This is a genomic window from Micrococcaceae bacterium Sec5.1 (genome assembly GCA_039636795.1).
Classification (GTDB): domain Bacteria; phylum Actinomycetota; class Actinomycetes; order Actinomycetales; family Micrococcaceae; genus Arthrobacter.
This window is the reverse complement of sequence record CP143430.1, coordinates 3,763,971-3,785,996: the sequence shown is the minus strand read 5'-3', so window position 1 is coordinate 3,785,996 and position 22,026 is coordinate 3,763,971. Positions and strand designations below refer to the sequence as shown.

15 protein-coding genes are annotated in these 22,026 nt (G+C 60.4%); 10 read left to right on the top strand and 5 right to left on the bottom strand.

Going from position 1 to position 22,026, the window contains the following annotated elements:
• The first annotated feature begins 42 nt into the window (after window positions 1-42).
• A complete protein-coding gene (secA, locus tag VUN82_17215; protein XAS70820.1) occupies window positions 43-2,784 on the top strand; it encodes a preprotein translocase subunit SecA in 2,742 nt (913 codons plus the stop codon).
• A gap of 168 nt (window positions 2,785-2,952) precedes the next feature.
• Here the strand turns inward: secA and VUN82_17210 are convergent, their stop codons facing one another.
• Both VUN82_17210 and VUN82_17205 read right to left on the bottom strand, forming a co-directional pair.
• Window positions 2,953-3,375, bottom strand: a complete 423-nt coding sequence (locus VUN82_17210) for an Rv3235 family protein (GenBank protein XAS70819.1) — start codon at window positions 3,373-3,375, stop codon at window positions 2,953-2,955.
• A 161-nt stretch (window positions 3,376-3,536) separates the two neighbouring features.
• Entirely contained in the window at window positions 3,537-4,331 is a 795-nt protein-coding gene (locus VUN82_17205; protein XAS70818.1) for a LysM domain-containing protein, read from the bottom strand.
• A gap of 145 nt (window positions 4,332-4,476) precedes the next feature.
• On the opposite strand from VUN82_17205, the gene VUN82_17200 reads away from it, so the two are divergent.
• On the top strand, window positions 4,477-5,046 hold the full coding sequence (locus VUN82_17200; protein ID XAS70817.1) for a hypothetical protein: 570 nt from the start codon (window positions 4,477-4,479) through the stop codon (window positions 5,044-5,046).
• A gap of 30 nt (window positions 5,047-5,076) precedes the next feature.
• On the opposite strand, the gene VUN82_17195 is transcribed toward VUN82_17200, so the two are convergent.
• Window positions 5,077-5,292: a helix-turn-helix domain-containing protein gene (locus tag VUN82_17195; protein XAS70816.1), complete on the bottom strand. Its 216-nt coding sequence runs from the start codon at window positions 5,290-5,292 to the stop codon at window positions 5,077-5,079.
• Between the two features lie 156 nt (window positions 5,293-5,448).
• On the opposite strand from VUN82_17195, the gene VUN82_17190 reads away from it, so the two are divergent.
• From VUN82_17190 to VUN82_17175, 4 genes are read left to right on the top strand one after another with little or no spacing between them, the layout of a single operon-like run.
• Window positions 5,449-6,093, top strand: coding sequence for an SAF domain-containing protein (locus VUN82_17190; GenBank protein ID XAS70815.1), 645 nt, complete (start codon window positions 5,449-5,451; stop codon window positions 6,091-6,093).
• Entirely contained in the window at window positions 6,090-7,394 is a 1,305-nt protein-coding gene (locus tag VUN82_17185; GenBank protein XAS70814.1) for a P-loop NTPase, read from the top strand. Before VUN82_17190 ends, VUN82_17185 begins: the two co-directional genes overlap by 4 nt.
• A 57-nt stretch (window positions 7,395-7,451) precedes the next feature.
• Entirely contained in the window at window positions 7,452-12,308 is a 4,857-nt protein-coding gene (locus tag VUN82_17180; GenBank protein ID XAS70813.1) for an NAD-glutamate dehydrogenase, read from the top strand.
• Window positions 12,309-12,340: 32 nt separating this feature from the next.
• Complete coding sequence (locus VUN82_17175) at window positions 12,341-13,810, top strand: histidine kinase N-terminal domain-containing protein (GenBank protein ID XAS70812.1); 1,470 nt, start codon at window positions 12,341-12,343, stop codon at window positions 13,808-13,810.
• Between the two features lie 103 nt (window positions 13,811-13,913).
• Here the strand turns inward: VUN82_17175 and VUN82_17170 are convergent, their stop codons facing one another.
• Complete coding sequence (locus VUN82_17170) at window positions 13,914-14,162, bottom strand: WhiB family transcriptional regulator (protein XAS70811.1); 249 nt, start codon at window positions 14,160-14,162, stop codon at window positions 13,914-13,916.
• Between the two features lie 311 nt (window positions 14,163-14,473).
• On the opposite strand from VUN82_17170, the gene VUN82_17165 reads away from it, so the two are divergent.
• Window positions 14,474-14,911: a hypothetical protein gene (locus VUN82_17165; GenBank protein XAS70810.1), complete on the top strand. Its 438-nt coding sequence runs from the start codon at window positions 14,474-14,476 to the stop codon at window positions 14,909-14,911.
• On the opposite strand, the gene VUN82_17160 is transcribed toward VUN82_17165, so the two are convergent.
• Window positions 14,908-19,083: an FtsK/SpoIIIE domain-containing protein gene (locus tag VUN82_17160; protein ID XAS70809.1), complete on the bottom strand. Its 4,176-nt coding sequence runs from the start codon at window positions 19,081-19,083 to the stop codon at window positions 14,908-14,910. The two genes, VUN82_17165 and VUN82_17160, sit on opposite strands and share 4 nt — an antisense overlap.
• Window positions 19,084-19,284: 201 nt before the next feature.
• Between VUN82_17160 and VUN82_17155 the strand changes: the two genes are divergently transcribed.
• The 3 genes from VUN82_17155 to VUN82_17145 are packed head-to-tail and all read left to right on the top strand — an operon-like array spanning window position 19,285 to window position 21,949.
• Window positions 19,285-19,875 (top strand): acyltransferase, encoded by a 591-nt coding sequence (locus VUN82_17155; GenBank protein XAS70808.1) that lies wholly within the window; start codon window positions 19,285-19,287, stop codon window positions 19,873-19,875.
• Window positions 19,872-20,963 carry a DegT/DnrJ/EryC1/StrS family aminotransferase gene (locus tag VUN82_17150; GenBank protein XAS70807.1) on the top strand — a complete coding sequence of 364 codons (1,092 nt, stop codon included), beginning with the start codon at window positions 19,872-19,874 and terminating at the stop codon, window positions 20,961-20,963. The genes VUN82_17155 and VUN82_17150 overlap by 4 nt, the downstream gene beginning before the upstream one ends.
• Complete coding sequence (locus VUN82_17145; protein ID XAS70806.1) at window positions 20,963-21,949, top strand: Gfo/Idh/MocA family oxidoreductase; 987 nt, start codon at window positions 20,963-20,965, stop codon at window positions 21,947-21,949. The genes VUN82_17150 and VUN82_17145 overlap by 1 nt, the downstream gene beginning before the upstream one ends.
• The last annotated feature ends 77 nt before the right edge of the window (window positions 21,950-22,026 follow it).

The window sequence follows — 22,026 nt, the reverse complement described above, 5'->3', positions numbered from 1 at the left end:
AACAGCCAGAATTCGGCAGCATGAGACTGGGAGCAATTTCACGTGGCATCACTAATCGAAAAACTTCTCCGCACGGGTGACAAAAAAACACTCAGGCAACTGCGGAACTATGCCGATTCCATCAATGCCCTGGAAGACTCTTTCAAGACGTTCTCTGACGCTGAACTTCGGGAGGAAACGGACCGTCTGCGCTCGCGGCACCAGGACGGCGAGACCTTGGACGCTCTCCTGCCGGAGGCATTCGCTGCAGTCCGCGAGGCCTCATCCCGAACGCTGGGCATGCGGCACTTTGACGTGCAGCTCATGGGTGGCGCCGCCCTCCACCTGGGCAACATCGCCGAAATGAAAACCGGTGAAGGCAAGACCCTTGTGGCAACTGCACCGGCATACCTCAATGCCCTTACGGGCAAGGGCGTCCACGTGGTCACGGTGAATGATTACCTCGCCGAATACCAGTCCGAGCTTATGGGACGTGTCTACCGCTTCCTTGGCCTCACAAGCGGCTGCATCCTCTCCAACCAGGATCCGTCCGTGCGTCGGCAGCAGTACGCGGCAGACATCACCTACGGGACAAACAACGAATTCGGCTTCGACTATTTGCGCGACAACATGGCCTGGGACGCCAGTGAACTGGTCCAGCGCGGCCACAACTTCGCCATTGTGGATGAAGTTGACTCGATTCTGATTGATGAAGCGCGAACCCCCCTCATCATCTCCGGCCCGGCCCAAGGCGACACAAACCGCTGGTTCAGCGAATTCGCGAAGGTCGTACTCCGACTTCAACCAGAGGTTGACTACGAGGTCGACGAGAAGAAGCGGACTGTTGGTGTCTTGGAAGCCGGAATTGAAAAGGTGGAGGACTACCTCGGTATCCAGAACCTGTACGAATCGGCCAACACCCCACTCATTGGTTTCCTGAACAACGCCATCAAGGCGAAGGAACTCTTCAAGCGCGATAAGGATTACGTCATCCTCGACGGCGAGGTCCTGATTGTTGACGAGCACACAGGCCGTATCCTCGCCGGGCGACGATACAACGAAGGCATGCACCAGGCCATTGAGGCCAAGGAAAACGTCGAGATCAAGGCCGAAAACCAGACTCTGGCAACGGTAACGCTGCAGAACTACTTCCGCATGTATTCCAAGCTGTCCGGCATGACGGGTACGGCCGAGACCGAGGCAGCCGAGTTCATGAGCACGTACAAACTCGGCGTTGTGCCGATCCCCACAAACCGGGACATGCAGCGCATTGACCAGTCGGACCTCGTCTACAAGAACGAGATTGTCAAGTTTGACGCCGTCGTCAAGGACATCGCGGAACGCCACGAGAAGGGCCAGCCCGTACTGGTTGGCACCACCAGCGTTGAGAAGAGCGAGTATCTGTCCAAGCTGCTGGCGAAGGAAGGAATCCGCCACGAGGTTCTCAACGCCAAGAACCACGCGCGGGAAGCCTCCATCGTGGCTCAGGCCGGACGTAAGGGTGCTGTCACGGTAGCCACCAACATGGCAGGCCGCGGTACCGACATCATGCTTGGTGGCAACGCCGAATTCACCGCTATCGCAGATCTCGCCAAGAGGGGCCTGGATCCGGAGGAGAACTCGGAAGAGTATGAAGCAGCATGGCCGGAGGCACTCGCTGCGGCCAAGCAGGCGGTTAAGGACGAGCACGAGGAAGTACTGGACCTTGGCGGCCTCTACGTGCTGGGCACCGAGCGCCACGAATCCCGCCGGATTGATAATCAGTTGCGGGGCCGCTCCGGACGTCAGGGCGATCCCGGGGAATCCCGTTTCTACCTTTCACTGACCGATGACCTCATGAGGCTGTTCAATTCCGGTGCTGCCGAGCGGCTCATGAACAGTTCCGTGCCCGACGACGTCGCGCTGGAATCAAAGCTTGTCTCCCGTGCCATTGCCTCGGCTCAAGGTCAGGTGGAAGCCCGCAACGCGGAGCAGCGTAAGAACGTCCTCAAGTACGACGACGTCCTGAACCGCCAGCGTGAAGCGATCTACGGGGACCGTCGTCGGATCCTCGAAGGCGATGACCTCCACGAAAAGGTCCAGTTCTTCCTGGAAGACACCATCAACGCCCTTATTGACGCCGCTACGGCAGAAGGCAACGGCGATGACTGGGACTTCAACCAGCTCTGGTCCAACCTGAAGACGCTTTACCCGGCCACCGTAACTGCCCAGGAAATCATTGATGAGGCCGGCGGCAAGTCCAGGGTCACTGCCGAATTCCTCAAGGAAGAGATCCTCTCTGACGCGCGGCTGGTGTACCAGGCCCGTGAAGAAGCCATTGGCTCTGAAAGTATGCGGGAGCTCGAGCGCAGGGTGGTTCTCTCGGTGCTTGGGCGTAAATGGCAAGAGCACTTGTACGAGATGGACTACCTCAAAGAGGGCATCGGGCTGCGGGCCATGGCCCAACGGGATCCGCTGGTTGAGTACCAGCGCGAAGGCTTCGTGATGTTCCAAAGCATGATGGAAGCCATTCGCGAGGAAAGCATTGGCTTCCTCTACAACCTTGAAGTTGAGGTAACCCCCGCCGAAGATGTCGTTGTTGCCGACGATACTGTGGCAGGTGCACACACCGAGCACCACGATCCCCAGATCCGGGCTGCCGGTCTGGAGACACCCGAAAAGCCGGCCCAATTGCAGTACACAGCCCCAGGCGAGGACGGAGCGAGCCAGACCCGCATCGAAGGCCGCTCCTCGGGCCGATCCGGTAATCCTGCCAAGGCAGCCACCCAGGAGCAGCGCAAAACTGCCAAGAAGAAGCGACGCTGATCTAGTGCCTATGAAAACGGACCCCGGACACATGTCCGGGGTCTTTTTTCGTAGAGCCGCCTTCCCCGGTCGAGGCAACCTGCCTGGTTCAGGGGTGGCTAGTCAATCACGGGTGCCTAGCCAATTGGGGTGACTAGCCAATCTCCAGTGCCTAGCCAATCTGGGTGACTAGCCAATCTCCAGGGCGGTGACCTGCCACGTCCCGTCGGAGTGTTCCAACCTCATGGCAATAGCGCGGGAGCGCTGCTCCTCAGAAACAACGATGCTGACCTCGTAGATGGAGTCTGAAATGGCGCAAGCACGGACGGAACGGACCATCGGGCTTCTGTGAACCTGTAGCGAGCCGCGGGTGCGTGCAGAGTGTTCGCGTGTAAGGGCGGCCCGATGCTGGAGCGAGAGAAAGCATTGCTCATCGAGGGATCTGGACAGCTGGACTACGGACCGTGTCCCGGCAAGGACTTCAACCGCAGCTTGAGCGATGCTTCGTGCCACCAGCCTTACGTCAAGGGTAGAAGGGTTGGCTCCGGCGTTCGTTGCAGGATGTTTTGTTCTTTGGCGGTCTGCGTGGCGGCGTGCAGTTACAACAGTCATGGTCAATCCTCATGAGTTCACTCTGTGAGCCGTTGCGCGGGCATCGCTTGGCTCAGGTTGCTACGTCTGGGATGACAATGGGACTGCTCTTAGGTCATGAACGAGTGCCCCTGAGTGGGTGCCGTTCAATACATTCGGATTCTTTACGGGCGGCGAGGACCTCAGCCGGGCGTTGGGGGCTGCAGGACTTGTCCCGGGCGCAACGTCGCGGGATCGTTGCCAATGATCCCTCGGTTGGCTGAATACCACATCGGCCAATGGAGTGCTATATCAACGTCGGTTGCGAAGGGTCCAAGGTTGTCTGCGGCAATGGACCACAGCGTGTCACCCGGCTTGACCACAACGCTGGCTTCAGCGCGATGTTCAAACGCCCTCTCGCGAGAGCCTTGTCGCGACAGGAGGCCGGGTTCAACTGTGGGAGCCTGTGGCTGCCAGGCAGGCCCTGACCGATTTGCCTCGTGGCTTTCTTCGGTGGTTCGCGCAGGGGCCATCACCACAGCGGGCAGGGGTTCTTGTACGCCAGCGGACGGATGCCACGCTGCCCTGCCTGTGGCGCCACTGGAAGTGGCCTGCCATTGAGGTTCCGGCGTTGCCGCAGCCTGAGCGGCCTGAATTCCGAGGAGATTCAGGCTTAGAAGGGCAAACGCCAGTCTCAGCATGAAAGCTGGACTGAACTTGGCGATGGCGTTGGCGCTGCCGCTCCTCCCCGCACTTTGCAGAACCGCAGCCCAAGCTGCGAGGCCAAGTGAGAGGACCCACCAAGACACGATGGCAATTCCCGAGGCGCTGGACGCAAGGGCGAGGAGGTGGTCGAACGTACTTCTCTGCCCGTGGGCTGCATCCACCTGCCACTGCCCCAAGAGGTTCTGCCCAACGATTAGCAGCAAAAGTCCCAACGCGAGGAGTACGGCGGCCAACGTGGCATCGTGGCGGACCCTTGCCGGATCGCTGCTCATACTTACCCTTTCGGCTGCTTAATGCTGTTTGATGTCATTTAGTGCTATTTGCCCATTCTCAGCATAGTCGAAGGACTTTGTCCAATCATGACGGGAAAATCCCCTTGCGCTTGGCGCCACGCGCTACGGGTCCTATTGTGACCATATGAGATGGGACTCTCTCTTTGAAGATCTGGAAGCGCAATTTTCTGCTGAGCGCGCCTTGGCCCGTGAATCGGAAATATCCGAACGCGTGAGAGTCGAGCTAGCCGGCCTTGACCTTGTGGACAGGCTTCGGGGAGTCGGCGGAGCTGAGATCGCTTTGGTGCTGAGCGGCGGTATTTCTCTCCAGGGGACGTTGGGTCACGTCGGTGGGGATTGGTTTGTGTTGATCGACAACGGACGGCAATGGCTCATTCCATGCGCATCGGTACGTCTTTACGACGGACTCGGAAGATTGGCTAGAAAACCTGTTTCCCAGATCCAAAGTTCGCTAAGGCTTGCCAGCGCCCTCCGCGGACTCTCGCGGGACAGGGCCCAGGTGACGGTCGTCTTGGCTACTGGCCCGGAGGGAGGCCACAGGCTCCATGGCGTCATCGACAGGGTTGGGCGTGACCATTTCGATTTTGCCGATACGAGGGGCGAGGTGCGGCGCGGCGGTGCAGTGGCCGCCGTGAGGACAATTCCATTTACATCACTTGAGGCGATCTGCTCGAGCGGCAGCCAGGGGTTCTAGCCGTTCATCGGCCCGTTTGGCTCCCCAAAACTATCCGGACTTGGACTTGGCCTCTTCGATCATTCGGCTGGCCTCGGCATACCGCTCCTCGATGTATTGTTCCAGCATCTTTTCCTCGATGCGCCATTGACCACGTCCTCCGACCTGAATGGCTTTCAACTCACCGCTGCGCACCAGGGCATAGGCCTGCGGCGAATTTATCTGCAGTTGTTCGGCGACGTCCGCCAGAGTCAGGAATCGGGGCATGGGACTATTTTGGCACCTGTTGGCCCCGTTTGGCACAGTTATCCACAATTTCCCATGATTTGGAGTTTTTGACTTTGGCTTACGCCATGTCACGGCAACAATGAAGAGGCGGCGCGGGTAACCATGCCATGAGAACTTCAATGGGGGAGCAGGAAAATGGATCCGAGTGCAGGCGTCGCCGGCAACAGGTTGAAGAAGCCGTCTTGGAGGGATCCACGACTACTGGTGGGAGTGCTGCTCATGCTTGTATCCGTCGCCGGAGTCATCTCAGTTGTCAGTACCGCTGATCGGACCACTCAGGTTTATGCCGCACGGGAGGGTATTTCGGTTGGCCAAACCGTGGGTCCTGAGGATTTAACCGTCGTCCAGGTTCGCTTGGATGACGTCGAGCCCGGCTATGTAACCGTGGAGGACGGAATTGACCAGGGCAAGGTAGCTCTACAGAGAATTGAGAAGGGCCAACTCGTTCCACAGAAGAGCCTCGGACAGTCTGACGTCCTGAACCGCAAGCCTGTTGCCATATCGATGGAAGAGTCACTTCCAGCGCAGGCGGTTCCCGGGGCGAAGGTGGACGTCTGGGTCGCTATGCCCGGTTCCCAAAACGCTTTTGAAGAACCACAGCTATTGCTGCCCGGCGCCGAAATCGCAGAAGTAACAGCGGGTTCGAGTGCTCTCGGTGCCTCAAAGACAACGGTCGTGCTGGTGCTGGTCACGGACAAGCAGATGCCTAAGCTGCTGGGCGCCAAGGCCAACGCCGCCAAGGTGTCTGTTGTTTGGAACCCTGCGGGCATCAGCCAATGAGCATCCCGGTCATCACCGTTGGCCAGGCACAGGAAGCCGTAGTTGGCGGGCTGGAGCGCTTGCATGGCCCCGTCACTGTGGTCCGGCGATGTTCAGAGCTTGCAGAGTTGATGGCTGCCTGCCAAAGCGGGCTTGCCCTGGCCGCCGTCGTTGCCGAAGGCTCCGAAGAATTAACCGCTACATTGGTGGACCGGCTGGCCGCCGTAGGTGTGTCCATTCTCGCCCTGACCGTGGACCCCCTGGAGGTCTCCAGGCTCACCGCTATTGGTGTAGTAACAGCGTCCACTGATATTGAGCCCGCCGCACTTGCCCTGAGGATTTCCGATGCAGTGGGCCGCCACGGTGGGCCCGTTGGAGCCCGCAAGTTTCCAGACGCCGGATTCGCGGATTCATCTGCGGGATTCCAGTTGGCGCCGGAAACCCCAGAACCAGAAGCGGTCGGCGCGGGGAGGGTGATAGCAGTGTGGGGACCAACGGGCGCTCCGGGAAGAACTCTGGTTGCGGTAAACATGGCTGCCGAGTTGGCGGCCGAAGGCAAGTCCGTGATTCTTGTGGATGCGGACAGTTACGGTGCGAGCGTATCGGCCATGCTTGGGCTGCTGGAGGAGTCCGCGGGCCTCGCCCAGGCGTGCAGGCTCGCTGACCAAGGATTGCTGGATGCGGATGCACTGGACAGGGCTGCTACGCCTGTCTTCATCAAGACCGGTGGATTTCGAGTACTGACTGGAACCACAAGGGCGGACCGCTGGACTGAACTGAGGGCCTCCGCACTCTCGCTTGTCCTCCAAAGGGCCAAGCAAGTGGCCGAGGTGGTTGTCGTGGACACCGGCTTCTGCCTGGAAGCAGATGAGGAACTGAGCTTTGACACTATGGCGCCACGCCGCAATGGCGCTACCCTGCGCAGTTTGGAGCTGGCAGACGAGGTTTTTGCCGTTGGGGCTGCGGATGCAATCGGCGTCCCGCGATTGGTCCGTGGCCTTGCCGAGCTCGAAGCTGCGGTTCCACAGGCAACGCCACGGGTGCTCCTCAATAAGGTGAAGCGGGCCACGGTGGGCCGTTCGCCCCGACAGCAGTTATCCGAGGCCTGGGAGCGCTTCGGCCCTGGCCATGGCGTTGATGCCTACTTACCTGCAGACGCGGAAGCGTGCGATGCTGCACTATTGTCGGGATCTGTCCTGTTGGAATCATCGCCCGACTCTCCCTTGCGAAAAGCCATCGCGGGGTTAGTCTGTGCACCTATCCAGCAAAATCGGAAATCCCTTGGCCGATCTACCAGAGCCTTCGGTCTGCTTAAGCGCTAGGCTCGCCATGTGGGCTGCAGAGTCGCAGCAATCAACATGTGATGGAGGCGTTTGTAGATGTCGTCAGGATCCAGCGTGGAGGATCGGTCCGATGCAGCAGTTGTCCGTGAGGGGTTTTTCGGTGACTACTATGAGCATCTCGCAGAGGAGGACTCCCGGGTGTACGCGCCCGAGCTGCTGATTTCGCGGGCAAGCACACATAGGAAAGTTGCCCAGTCCCGGCGACCTGGAAATGCCATTGTGGAAATCGGCGTCGAAGCCGACCGAAACGTCGTATACATCGTTACTGATGACATGCCGTTCCTTGTTGACTCCGTAAACGCCGAACTCGTTCGCCAAAACTGCGCGATCCGGCTGGTGATGCACCCGCTTTTCGTGGTTACCCGTGACCGCGTTTCCGGCGAGCTCACCGGCGCTTCCAGGGTTCCGTCAAATATCGGCATTTCCAGCGGCGACACCGCCGCGCTGCCCAGTGTCGCCCACCTGCTCGGCGACAACGATAACGCCTCGCACATGGAGTCCTGGATCGCCGTCGAAATTGACCGCGTCAGCGAGGACGCCCGAGCAGAATTGATTGCCGGCTTACAACGCGTCCTGGGCGATGTCCGTGCCGCAGTGGAGGACTGGCCGAAAATGCGCAGCAAGGCGCTGGAGCTGGCAGAAGCGCTTGGAAAGGTCTCGCACCCGGAACAGATTGCCGAACTCAGGCAGGCGCAGGACCTTTTGCGCTGGCTGGATGACGGCAACTTCACCTTCCTCGGGTACCGCGAATACGACCTCGTGAACGAAGACGGCGAGGACGTCCTGGAACTTCGTGAGCACAGCGGACTTGGCTTGCTCCGCGAGGGCGACAACACGCGGCAGATCCAGCACCTCACTGACGCCGGCCGCAAGCGCGCCCGTGAAAAGCGGGCCCTGGTTATCACAAAAGCGAACTCCCGCTCAACCGTGCACCGTCCGGCATACCTGGACTACATCGGAGTCAAGAGCTTCGACGCCGCCGGAAACGTCAACGGCGAGCGTCGCTTCATCGGGCTCTTCGCCACAAGTGCCTACACGGGATCGGTTCGAAACATACCCATCGTCCGCGACAAAGTGGATGCAGTGTTGCGTAACGCAGGCTTCCCGATGGATTCACACTCGGGCAAGGACCTCCTGGGCATCCTGGAAACATACCCTCGCGACGAACTGTTCCAGATCGAAATCCCGGACCTTGCGGCTACGGCCACCGGGATCCAGCGACTCCAGGAACGGCGCCGGACCAAGCTTTTCCTGCGCCCCGACATTTACGGACGATTCATGTCCGCCGTCGTCTACCTGCCGCGCGATCGGTACACCACGAGCGTCAGGCTCCGTATTGAACAGGAACTGCGCGAGACCTTCCAGGCCGAGAGTATTGACTACGAAGCGAGAATCACGGAGTCCGCGCTTGCGCGTGTCTTCTTCAGGATCAGGCTGCCACGCACAGCGGAACTTGCCGAAGTCAACGTAGAAGAACTCGAGCACCGCCTGATGCGTGCCTCCAGGTCCTGGAGCGAAGGCATCGCCGAGGTACTTCGGGAGAACCGTCCCGCGGAGAGCGCCGACGTACTGTCCGCCCTGTGGGCTGAGGCATTCCCTCCCGGCTACCGCGTTGACTACGAGGTTGAAGACGCGCTTGAGGACATCGAACGGTTTGAAGAGTATGGAGCCCAGGCCGAACGGGCAGGGGAAGCGAGCAAGGAACTCCGCCCCGGCGTGCACGTGTACCTTCCCGAAGGTGCCGGTGACGCACTGGAGGAGGATGCGCGCGTCAAGCTCTACCTGATGGAGCCCAAGAGCCTGAGCCAGATCCTTCCTTACTTCCACAACCTTGGCCTCGAAGTCCTGGACGAACGGCCCTTCGAAATCGAAACTGCGGATCACCGCGACTTTTTCCTGTATGACCTTGGGCTGAAGTACCCGGCTGGCATAGACCCACTCGCCACCGGAGATCTCCTGGCTGACTCATTTGGGGCTGCCGTCACCGGGGCCGTCGAGTCTGACAACTTTGACCGCCTCGTGCTCCGCGAGGGCATGCACTGGCGCCAAGTGGTGGTCCTCCGCGCCTACGCCAAGTACATGCGCCAGATGGGCAATACCAACTCCTTTGGGTTCATCGCCGATACCCTCTTGGCCAACCCGGATGTTGCGCGGGGTCTGACCGTCCTGTTTGCTGCCCGTTTCGATCCCAGCGTCGAGGAAAGCGAGCGTCCCCACCAGCAAGGTGCCGCAAGGGCAGCCCTCGCAGAAGCTATCGACCAAGTCGCTACGTTGGACGCGGACCGCGTGCTTCGGACCTTCGTCAACCTTATTGAGTCGACGTTGCGCACCAACTTCTTCCAAAACAAGGGTTACCTGAGCTTCAAGCTGGATCCCACCACCATCGATGGTTTGCCGTTCCCGCGACCCATGTTCGAAATCTGGGTTTACTCTCCGCGCGTGGAAGGCGTCCACCTCCGCTTTGGCAAGGTGGCTCGTGGTGGTCTCCGCTGGTCTGATCGCAGGGAGGACTTCCGTACTGAAATCCTGGGCTTGGTGAAGGCGCAGACCGTTAAGAACGCGGTCATCGTACCGACCGGTGCCAAGGGTGGCTTCTTCGCGAAGAAGCTGCCCAACCCCGCAGTTGACCGCGCGGCCTGGATGGCCGAGGGCGTGGAAAGCTATAAGACCTTCATTCGCGGCTTGTTGGACATCACCGACAACCTCATTACTACAGCGGAGGGCGAACGGCTTGTGCCGCCGTCGGACGTTGTTCGCCATGACGGCGATGATTCCTATCTGGTGGTGGCAGCCGATAAGGGAACCGCGACGTTCTCAGACACAGCCAACGGATTGGCGGCCGAATATGGGTTCTGGCTTGGCGATGCTTTCGCGTCGGGTGGATCCGTAGGCTATGACCACAAGGCCATGGGTATCACCGCCCGCGGCGCCTGGGAGTCTGTGAAGAGGCACTTTAGTGAACTCGACCTCGATACCCAGTCTGAAGAGTTCAGCGTTGTCGGCGTGGGCGACATGTCAGGTGATGTTTTCGGCAACGGAATGTTGCTTTCGCGGCACATCCGGCTCGTGGCCGCATTTGACCACCGTCATATCTTCCTGGACCCCAACCCGGACACCGCCGCCTCGTATGCAGAGAGGCAGAGGCTCTTTGAGCTTCCGCGGTCTTCGTGGGATGACTATGATCGGGCCCTCATCAGCGAAGGGGGTGGCGTCTACCCACGCCAAGCCAAGACGATCCCCGTGTCCGACCAAGTACGAAAGGCCCTGGGGTTGCCGGACGGAACCACCCAGCTGAGCCCTCCCGAATTGCTTCGGGCAATCCTGCTTGCCCCGGCGGATCTTCTGTACAACGGCGGCATCGGCACTTACGTCAAGGCCAGCACGGAGACGCATGCTGCCGTAGGGGACAAGGCCAACGACGCCATCCGCGTGGACGGCAAGGACCTCCGCGTCAAGGTGGTCGGCGAAGGCGGCAACCTGGGGTTGACCCAGCGTGGTCGTATTGAGGCTGCGTTGCAGGGTGTCATCCTTAATACGGATGCGATTGATAACTCAGCGGGCGTTGACTGCTCCGACCACGAGGTCAATATCAAGATCTTCGTTGATCGTATGGTGGCGGCCGGGAAGCTTGAGGCCGCAGAACGGGCAGCATTCCTGGCTGACATGACCGAAGAAGTCGGCCGCTTGGTCCTGCAGGACAACATCGACCAGAACATCCTGCTCCTTAACGACCGTACCCGCGTTGCGGACTGGAGCCCCAGCTATGAGCGCCTGATGGACTGGCTGGAAAAATCAGCCGACCTCAAGCGTGACCTGGAGGCACTGCCCACTACCGAGACATTGCGGCAGCGCCTGGAACAGGGACAGGGACTGACGTCTCCCGAGCTGTCTGTCCTGGCCGCCTACGCGAAGATCGAGTTGGCGGGTGCACTTCGGGACAGCAACCTGGCCGACGACCCCTGGTTCAAGGACACGATCCGGGCCTACTTCCCGAAGCAGTTGCGGGAGAGGTTCGACGCCGAACTGGACACCCACCCGCTGCGGCGCGAAATCATCGCTACGGTCGTGGCCAACGACATCATCAACCTCGGTGGGATCACCTTCGCCTTCCGGGCGATCGAAGAAACGTCCGCCAACGAGGTAGCCGTAGCCAAGGCATTCGTGGCGCTGCGTGAAATCTACGATCTCGATCCGATGGTTGAGGAATTGAATGCCCTTCCGGCATCGTTCCCCACCGAACACTGGAGCGAAGTCCATCTCGATGTCCGCCGGCTCCTTGACCGTGCGGTCCGGTGGGTGCTCGGGCAGGGCATGGCATCCCGCCCGATCGCGGACGTCGTGAAGTCATTCAAGCCCATGATGGTGCCGCTTCGGGCCAAATTGTTGGATTACCTGCGTGGGGATGACAAAGTTCGCATCACTGGCTGGCTGGAAAAAGCCCGCACTTGGGAGCTGCCGGATCACCTGGCCCACAGGTGGGCGGAGCTGTTCGAGAGCTATGCTTTGCTGGACATCGCAAAGATCGCCCAGACCGGAACCAACAGTGTCGAGGAAGTGGCACATGTCTACTACACGGTCTTCAACCGCTTCCACGTTGACTCGCTGCTGGAACGGATCAGCGCCTTGCCACGCGACGACCGCTGGCAGGCACTTGCCCGTGCGGCGCTCCGGGACGACCTTTACTCAACCGTCGCGGACATGACGACGTCGGTGCTTGAGTCGAGCACGCCGGGCACCCCTGCCGAGGATCGACTGAAGACGTGGGAAGGCCTGAATGCCGAACAACTCGGACGGGCGAAAACCATGTTTGATGAGGTCAATTCCCTCGAAGCCGATGACATGGCTTCACTATCGGTAGCATTAAGGCTCTTGAGGTCAATCGTTCGACGCTAGGGGCTGGTCCCGGCGTCGCAAATGGAGGTGCAGTGGCAATCTTTACAGACCCCATCAGGGAACACGCTGATTTCGGGCCTGGAGATGCTGAATGGCTGCACCTCCTGGTAGGCGATTGGCAAATGGTCGCCGACCTCGCGTTTGCCGACCTCGCCTTGTGGTTTCCGCATCCGGAGTTTGGGTACATCGCCCTCGCCCACGTACGTCCGTCAACATCGCATACGGTGTTTCACGCGGACTTCGTGGGTGAGGGCATCCGCTCGGATCTTCGTCCACTCGTGGAAAAGGCCTGGAACAGCCGCTCCATTGAGCGCTCCAGTGAGACAAGCTGGAGCAGCGAGATGGCGCTGCGTGTCGAAGCCGTGCCGATGGTGCGCAACGGCAGGACCCTGGCCGTTGTCACGTCCCATATGGACCTGTCCAGTTCCCGTATGCCATCCAGGCTGGAACTCACGTATCGGCAATGCGCCTACGACCTCCTTCGCATGGGAACTCTCGGGTTGTGGCCTGATTTCGCATCGCCCACCGGATCCCGCAGAGGTGCTCCCCGTGTGGGGGACGGACTCATCCGGCTCGACGCTGAAGGCATCGTGCAGTACGCAAGTCCCAATGGCGTATCTGCTTTCCGGCGGCTGGGGGAGGTCGAGTCCCTGGAAGGACGTTCCCTCGCTGAAGTGACGGCCGGATTGCTGAAGGATCGGCGCATGGTGGACGAAACACTGCCGTTGGTTGTCACCGGCCGAATGCCATGGCGCAGCGAGATTGAGTCCAGGGGGGTCAGCCTTTCCCTGCGTGCCATTCCCTTGCGCGACGAGCAACATCGCTTTGGCGCCCTTGTTTTGTGCCGCGATGTGTCCGAGTTGAGGCGCCGTGAAATGGAGTTGGTCACCAAGGACGCGACGATCCGCGAGATCCACCACAGAGTAAAGAACAACCTCCAGACCGTTGCCGCCCTGCTGCGTATGCAGTCCCGACGTATGGTCAGCGACGAAGCAAAACAGGGACTGGAACAGGCCATGCGCCGCGTGGCTACCATCGCGCTTGTTCATGAGACCCTTTCCCAAGGTCTGACCCAAAGCGTCGACTTCGATGAACTCATCGGGCGCCAGTTCAGGCTTTCTGCCGAAGTCGCTTCGCCTTCCCAGCAAGTACGCACCGAAAGGTCCGGGATGTTCGGCGAGCTCCCTAGCGATTTCGCCACGCCCCTGGCACTGGTCATCAACGAACTGGTCACCAACGCTGTTGAGCACGGGTTGGAGGGGAGGACGGGAACCGTTTGGTTGCTGGCTGATCGTGCAGCAGGAGACGGAAATGACGAATTCCTGACAGTGACAATTGCCGACGACGGCGTTGGGCTGCCGGACGGGCAGTACACGGAGGGCCTGGGCCTGCAGATCGTGCGTACCCTCGTCACAAGTGAGCTTGGGGGATCCATTCAATGGAGCCCGCGGGAGGGTGGCGGTACCGCCGTCGAAATTGTCCTGAACCTGGCTCGCGCATAGGGCGTTCCGGAGGTCGGCCGGTTTAACAGGCAACTGTCTTAAACGCCGAAGGCCGTGGACCATGTGGTCCGCGGCCTTCTGCGTTTGGTGCTTGTACTGCCTGCTACGAAGCGCGCCGGGCGCGTGCTGCGCGACGCTTGAGTGCGCGGCGTTCGTCCTCGCTCATGCCGCCCCAGACGCCTGCATCCTGGCCGGACTCAAGAGCCCATTGAAGGCAAGTGTCCACGACGGGGCATCGGCGGCAAACGCTCTTTGCTTCCTCAATCTGCAGAAGTGCTGGTCCCGTGTTGCCGACTGGGAAAAAGAGCTCCGGGTCCTTGTCGAGGCAGGCTGCGCGATTACGCCAATCCATGCTGATCAGTCACTCCATTCGTGAGAACTAGTTTGAGCCTTTTGTGAAAACATTCACGAGAGGCTCCAAAGGAAAGGGGCCCGCATGGGCCCCCTTGGTCGTCTGAGTCAAGCGTTTCATGTTAACGCCTTGTAAACAAGGGGTATTAGTCGTTGAAATGCCCTGAATCCGTGAGCGATGCATCACATCAGCCGCCAGTGCCCTCACTGCTAGATGACTATGTCCGGTAGTGTGCCAGTGTGTCAAGACCTCCTGTTAACCCGGCCCAACCAAACTCTGGATCAGATGGAAACGACGGTCCAGTCAGACCTTTGCCTGAGGGCCCGATATCTGGGGGGCTGAAATCCGGTGGCAAGAAGCCCCCTGGAATCCTGATTATCTCGATCGTTGTCGTGCTGGAAGCGCTGGCCCTCCTTGGTGCTGCGGCTTGGTACGCTTTCGAACTATTGACAGGAGCCCCTGTCCTGACATTTTGGGGAGCGGTCTTTACTCTGGGCCTCTTATTGGCCTTCTCGGCCTGGCTGTTCGCAGTGGGCCATTTCCTGTTCCGCGGGTACAGATGGACCCGCGCCGCCGCTCTGGTTGCTCAGTTGTTCGTCCTCACCATTGGGTTCCCAACGATGACCGGCGGCTTGGTTCTGCCAGGGTTGGCTATGATTTTGCCTGCACTGGCGGCGATCGTGTTTTTGTTCCAAAAGAGCGTTATCGGATATGCGTCACGAGCGGGAGGAACGCAGGGCGCCCTCTAGCGAATGCTGCCATGACTTCCGATCGTGCCGATGTGCTTTCTGGTGTCGGACGTGAAAGCCACCTGCACCTGGACCACACGGTTTCCGCGGACTATCACACCCCGACCAGCACGCGGTGAGGTTTCTATGTCCAGCCTCACGCCGAGGATGTCTCCGTCCAGGGGAGTTCTCGGAGCCAGAATGAGGCCCATGCCACTGGCTTGGACCTCTGCGGCCAGTGGCAGGCGCTGAAGCAAAGCGGGACCCGACGTCGCAGTCAAGATCACTCCTCGTGTCCGGCCAGCCAGTGCGGCGAGAGCTGCCCGCCCCTCCGGATCCAGGACATCGGCGTCATCGACAATGAGGATGCTTGCAGGATCCAGCGATCCCGTGGTCGCTGAGCGGGCCACAGTTGCCCAGAAAGCACCAGCCGTACTTCCGACTCCCGGGAAGACCCACGGAACCTGGGGATGAAGGGACTTCAGGGATGCCAACACTGAAGTCTTGCCGGAGCCGTGACTCCCAATGATGATGCTGACACCGCGCGGCCCAAGGGGAAATGAGACGGGAACTGATTCGTCATTTCCGATGCCGATCCACAAGGGGATGGAGTCCGGCGTCATCCCGAAGTCCAGGTCGTCAGCCGCAATCTCGTTGCTGGCGGACTGCGCCGATCCCGAGGATGGCCGCGAAGGTCTTGGGATCGCAGCCATCGCAACATCGAAATCAGACTTGCTGAGGGATTCGGGGAGCGGCCGCACTCGGAAAGGTGGTTTTGACGAAGGCTGAAGGTCAATGAACGGCCAGGCTGTCCCGCTTGGTGCAGTGCGGAAATGAGCCGCCCTGGCTGCGCCCTGAACAAAGGCACCCATGGCAACAGCACGCCCCTGGACAGGCTCGACTTCCGGAAGGCGGGGCCAGTGATATCGTGACTCTTCCGTGGCTCCCGTTGGAAAAAATACCCGGTTTGGGATGGCGGCAAAAAAGCGTGAGCTTACCAGTTCGCGTTCGCCGCATATCAGGACTGTGACTCCAAGGGGGGTCCCGTCCCGGATGATGTCCCTCAAAAGGTCCTCTGCCCACGCGAATCGCCCTGATCGGAGCGCTGCGGCCCATGAGCACCAGCCAGTAACTATCAGGACCATACGGGGACTTGCGGAGACGTCCTCGCCCGCCACGCGTCGACGTGCCATTTCTTCAGTGAGCCGCTCAAGGACCCGAACGGCCAATGCCAGCTGATGCAGGCCCAAAGTGGCGCCATAGCTGCCTCCCCGGCGGAGCTTTCCCAGCATTCCAGCCGAATCCAGGATGTACAGGTGTGGTGGGGTGCCATGTGCTGCCAGCATCGCAGAAGCAGCCTTGAAACATTCGTGCATTCCACTGGAACTGCTGCCGATCATGGCGAAATGACCATGGTCAGGAGGTGACCATTCCAAGGCCTCAACTGACTGCTGTTCCGGCCTGTCCACGATCCCCAATGGACCTACGGGGGCCATCGACGTGTCCAGTGTGTCTTGAACGTCCTTGCCCGCAACGCCGAAAGCGGACAGATCTTCATTCCACCCAATGGACGCCGGCAAGAGTGGGGCTACAGGTTGCCGGGGATCGGCCCGCCCCAGGGAGCGCCAGACTGTTCGGGTTGCCGAGACCACCGCCTCCGCCCTTGCCTCCGCCTGGGCCGCTGACTTACCGACCATTGGCTGTTTGTTTTGACGAGCGTGCAAGGCCTCGATGGCCGACTGAACGATTGCTGCCCCCGGAGCCTTCCGGCTGACCGTGGCTGACACAGCAAGGGACGCTCCCTGGAATTCTTCGGGGGAACCCGTGGCCCTCACAAGATATGCCCGCCCCGGGACATCAACGCCGATGGATGCTGCAGCTTTGGAATTGATGATGTCCATTGACTCCGCATCGGACTGAACACGCAGGGCGATGCTTGAAGTGACGTTGGCGCGGATGTCGGCGGTCAACGCACCCTGCGGCCTTTGAGTAGCCATAACCAGATGAATGCCCAAGGACCGCCCAATGGCGGCAACACGCATCAGCTCACGAAGGGCTCCGGGGGCTTCGTCGACCAACATTCGGAACTCATCCACAACGAGTACCAGATGGGGGATCGCCACCTCTACAGCCGCACGTGAACGTTGATATGCAGACAGGTCTGAAGTCCCCGCGTCCGCGAACAGCTCCTCGCGACGGCGGATCTCGCCTCGAAGGGAAGTGAGCACGCGGTCAAGATGATGACTTCCAAGGTCCGTAAGAAGGCCGACGCAGTGCGGAAGCCCAAGTAAAGGACTTAGTCCGGAGCCGCCCTTGAAATCGACGAAGAGGAATGTCACCTGGTCCGGCGAATGATTCAGTGCCATGGATGCCACGATTGTGCGGAGGAGTTCTGACTTCCCGGCGCCGGTGGTCCCGGCTACCAGGAGGTGGGGTCCGTCGACGTGGAAGTCAAACGTCAAGGGGCCGTCCTGGCCCTGACCCAGAAGCGCCTGCAGTTCATGCTGCCCGTTCTCGCCAGTCCATCGCCGCAGTATGCCTCGAGGTCCACCTGGAAGCAGGTCATCCAGAGAGCAGGATCCCGGTATGCCGTCGCCGGCAGGACCTTCGCGGTGTGGATTGGACACCACTGTGCGGCAAAACTGTTCGAAGGCCTTAAGCGGAACCATGTCCGGGATGAACTCCTGGCGTCCACTGGGAACCTGCAAAACGGCGGATGTACCAGAGCGTCCTATCTCAATGGCCACACCGGTAGGTCCGGCATGGGGGCCGGAATGCCGCAACACCTGCCACGAAGCCTCGATGGCGGCATCCAGGAGTTTGGTACAGCAGTTACCCGAGCCCGGCGAGTCACCGAGAACTATGAGCCTGCCCTGGTTGGTTCCCTTCAACCTTCGAAGAGCTGCTGTCGCTGCCGCCTCATTCGTGGCAAGTGTCAGGTATGGCAGGAACCGCGCGCTGAGAGGTAGCCGCCCTATTGGTCCGAGAAGAATGATCGGTGTGGATGACGAGCTTGGGAAACTTGCCAGTTGCATGACGATGAAACGGATCAGGGCGTCGATGTGCTCGGTCTGGCCATGCAAGGCAACAATGGCAGGGTGCGAGCCCAGCGTCACTGGCATGGGGCCGATTGCGGGCGGACGGAAATGGGGATCTGCTGGGACGAGCCGCACATTGGCCAGACTGGGCGAGGTACCCAGCCGGATCCATGTTGCTGACCCGGCGGTCGGATCTTGTCGTGATGCATCGGGCGATCCTGCCCCAGAGCCAGGCAATGTTAGAGGTGCTGAAGGCTTCAGGATCAAGCCTGCCGCGGGGGCCAAGGTGGCAACAATGATTTCCGCCGCAGACGGCGAACATCGGCGGCGGCGTTCGGAGTCCTGCCGCACCGCCTCTGCGACGGCACGCCTGAACTCTTGGCGTCCCTTCCTTCCTGTGATCGTTGGAACAATGAGGCTCACCGCGGAAACGGCCGTAAACCCCAGAAACATCCACATCCCCGTCGCGAGTGCCAGGCCAACGCCTGCTATGAGCGGGAGCCCCGCCGCAACGGCAACCGACCAGCGGTTCAAGGAGCCCGTGTGGCGCTGGACTTCAAGGGGCTCGGCAACAGAACGTCCGGCGTCGGCATGAATCCCGGGGGTGGAGCTGCTTGGCGTAACGATGGTGAAGGTAGTGTTTCCGCAGCGAATTCTCGACGACGATGTCACCGTCCTTTCCCGGGCACGCTCCCCGTCAACGAGTACCGAGTTCCGGCTCCCTTTGTCCGTGACGCTCAGTGCGGTGCCGGACACCTCCAACACGGCGTGCTCACGGGACATCCCCGGATCAGGGATGCAAATATCGACAGCGCCGCGGCCGATGCGGTGGAAACCCCGCTGGAGTGCAAAGACTGAGCCGGCCCCCGGCCCGGTATGTGTCAGCAGCAGGAGCGGCGTTGCCGGAGAGTCCGACTTTTCCGCAGGACAATGTCCGTCCACCAGAACGGCCCCGGCTACGAGTGGGGGGTGTCCGACGGTCAGGGCGGATAGGTCTTCCCCGGCAACTGACAGGGGACCGACCCCGCGGGCCTCCTGCAATTGCCGCTGAAGTTCTGAGCCCGGCATTCCGCTGGAGACAGTGATCGTCAACTCTTCCGGTGGCGCCGGTGATGCGGCATTCGGGCCGCCAACGAGCGTGCACTCAAAGATCATTTGCCCGCTCCTTCCTGAATTCCCGTAGCCGTCCAGAACTGAGGCTATGGAATTCCCGGGCAGGCTGCTGCCCCTTTCCTGGGCTATGTGGACAACTCTCGGCGATACCGGCTGAAGGCGCCGACTTGACGCGAGGACATGGCGTCTCGGCTAAGATGAAACTCGTTGTCGCGTGTGCTCAATGAGAAGGGACCTTCACCGGTGATAGTGGTTGCAGAGAGCGCCGATGTTTCAGACGAGGCGGTAATTGGTGATGGATCCAAGATCTGGCATCTGGCCCAAGTCCGCGAGAAAGCTGAATTGGGTGTCAATTGCATCGTCGGACGCGGCGCCTACATAGGCACTGGCGTCAAGATGGGGGACAACTGCAAAGTCCAGAACTATGCACTTGTCTACGAGCCCGCAGAACTGGAGGCCGGCGTGTTTATCGGTCCGGCAGTAGTGCTGACGAATGATACTTATCCCCGTGCTGTAGGTCCGGACGGAAGTCTGAAGAGTGCGCACGACTGGGAGCCTGTGGGCGTCACTATTCGTGAAGGAGCGTCCATTGGTGCCCGCGCCGTGTGCGTCGCTCCCGTGACCATCGGACGCTGGGCCACCGTAGCCGCCGGAGCAGTTGTTGCCAAAGATGTCCCTGATTTCGCGCTGATGGTCGGGGTTCCGGCCAAGCGGCGGGGCTGGGTCGGTAAGGCGGGCTTCCCGCTGCAGAACATTGGCGGGAACTGGGTATGCCCGGAAACCGGCGCCACATATGTTGAACAGAACGAGACACTTCGAGAGGTAGAGGCATGAGCCCCGAATTCATTCCCCCCGCCAAACCCATCATTGGCGACGACGAGCGCAAGGCCGTAGAGGCAGTTCTGGCCTCCGGCCAGCTTGCCCAAGGCTCGGAGGTTGCGTCCTTCGAGCAGGAATTTTCCCAAGTACTTCTGGACGGCCGCGCAGCTGTCGCCGTCAACTCTGGCACCTCAGGGCTGCACCTTGGCCTTCTGGCCGCCGGCATTGGCGCCGGCGACGAAGTCATTGTTCCTTCCTTCACCTTCGCAGCCACGGCCAACTCGGTGGCGCTGACTGGAGCCACGCCGGTCTTTGCCGATGTTGACCCGGATTATTACACGCTGGACCCTGCGTCCGTTGAGTCGAAGATCACCGACCGCACGGCTGCGATCATGCCGGTACACCTCTACGGTCACCCCTTCGACGTCGATGCCATCGGCGCGCTCGCTTCGAAGCACGGCGTTAAGGTGTTCGAGGATGCGGCCCAGGCTCATGGTGCCGCTGTCAACGGCCGGAAGGTCGGAACCTTCGGCGACTTCGCCATGTTCAGCCTCTACCCCACGAAGAACATGACCTCCGGCGAAGGTGGGATGGTCAGCACAGGCCTGGCCGACGTCGAACGCCGCCTCCGCCTCTTGCGTAACCAGGGCATGGAGCGCCAGTACGAAAATGAGTTGGTTGGCTTTAACGCCCGCATGACCAACATCCATGCAGCCATCGGGCGCGTCCAACTGACAAAGGTCGAAGGCTGGACCAAGACCCGGCAGGAAAACGCAGCATTCTTTGACGCAAACATCGAAGGCGTCATCACCCCGAAGGTAGCCGAGGGCTATGAGCACGTCTACCACCAGTACACCATCCGCATTACCGATGACCGTGATGGTTTCGCCAAGGCATTGCGTGAGGAATACAACGTCGGTTGTGGCGTGTACTACCCCATCCCGAACCACCGCCTTGCACCCTTCCAGACATCCGATGAGTTGCCTGTAACCGAGGAATCTGCAGCCAGCGTGCTGTCCCTCCCGGTGCACCCATCGTTGAGCCAGGATGATCTGGACCGCATCGTGACGGCCGTCAACGCCATCGCAAAGGCAGGAAGCTAGTGGCAAACCTCCGGGCAGGCCTCATCGGACTGGGTATGATGGGCCGCCACCACGCCCGCGTAATCCGCGAGCTTGATGGCGTTGACCTGGTTGCTGTCGCGGATTCGTTCGGCGATCCACACAATGTTGCTGATGGTCTGACTGTCTACAACACAGTCGAGGAACTGATTGAGCAGGGAATCGACATGGCAGTGGCTGCCGTGCCGACCATCCTGCACGAGGAAGTGGCGTTGCGGCTTGCTGAGGCCGGTATCCACTGTCTCGTCGAGAAGCCGATCGCGAACGATTCCGAGTCGGGCGGACGCATTGCCAAGGCCTTCGAAGCCAATGGCCTCATCGGCGCGGTCGGTCACATCGAGCGCTTTAACCCTTCCCTGCAAAGCCTTCGCGAGCGGCTCGGGAATGGTGACCTTGGTGACGTTTACCAGATCAGCACAAGACGGCAGGGACCCTTCCCGGCGCGCATCGCCGACGTCGGGGTGGTCAAGGATCTTGCGACGCACGATATCGACCTCACCGCATGGCTGGCGCAGAGCAACTTCGTGAACGTCGTAGCGCACACGACCTCCCGCAGTGGCCGCGAACATGAAGACATGGTTACAGCCATTGGCCACCTCAGGAGCGGTGTCGTAACCAACCACATCGTGAATTGGTTGTCACCCATGAAGGAACGTACAACGGTCGTTCTGGGCGAACGGGGGGCGTTCATCGCTGACACCATTTCTGCAGACCTGACCTTCGTGGAGAACGGAACGTTCCAGACTGATTGGGATTCCGTCGCAGCCTTCCGCGGAGTATCGGAGGGATCCTCCACCCGGTTCGCCCTTGCCAAGCGGGAGCCGCTAAAGATGGAACACGAGGCGTTCCGCGATGCAATCCTCGGAAAGTCGATGAATATCGTCACGATGGCCGAAGGCCTTGAGACCCTGCGGGTTGCTGAGGCCGTGTTGGACTCCGCCAAATCGGGCTCTGTCATCAGCCTCTGAGACGCCAAATCAAGCATCGCCTTTGGGGGAGGCTGGCCACGTGCCAGCCTCCCTCTGGTGTTTGTGGACCCCAGCCG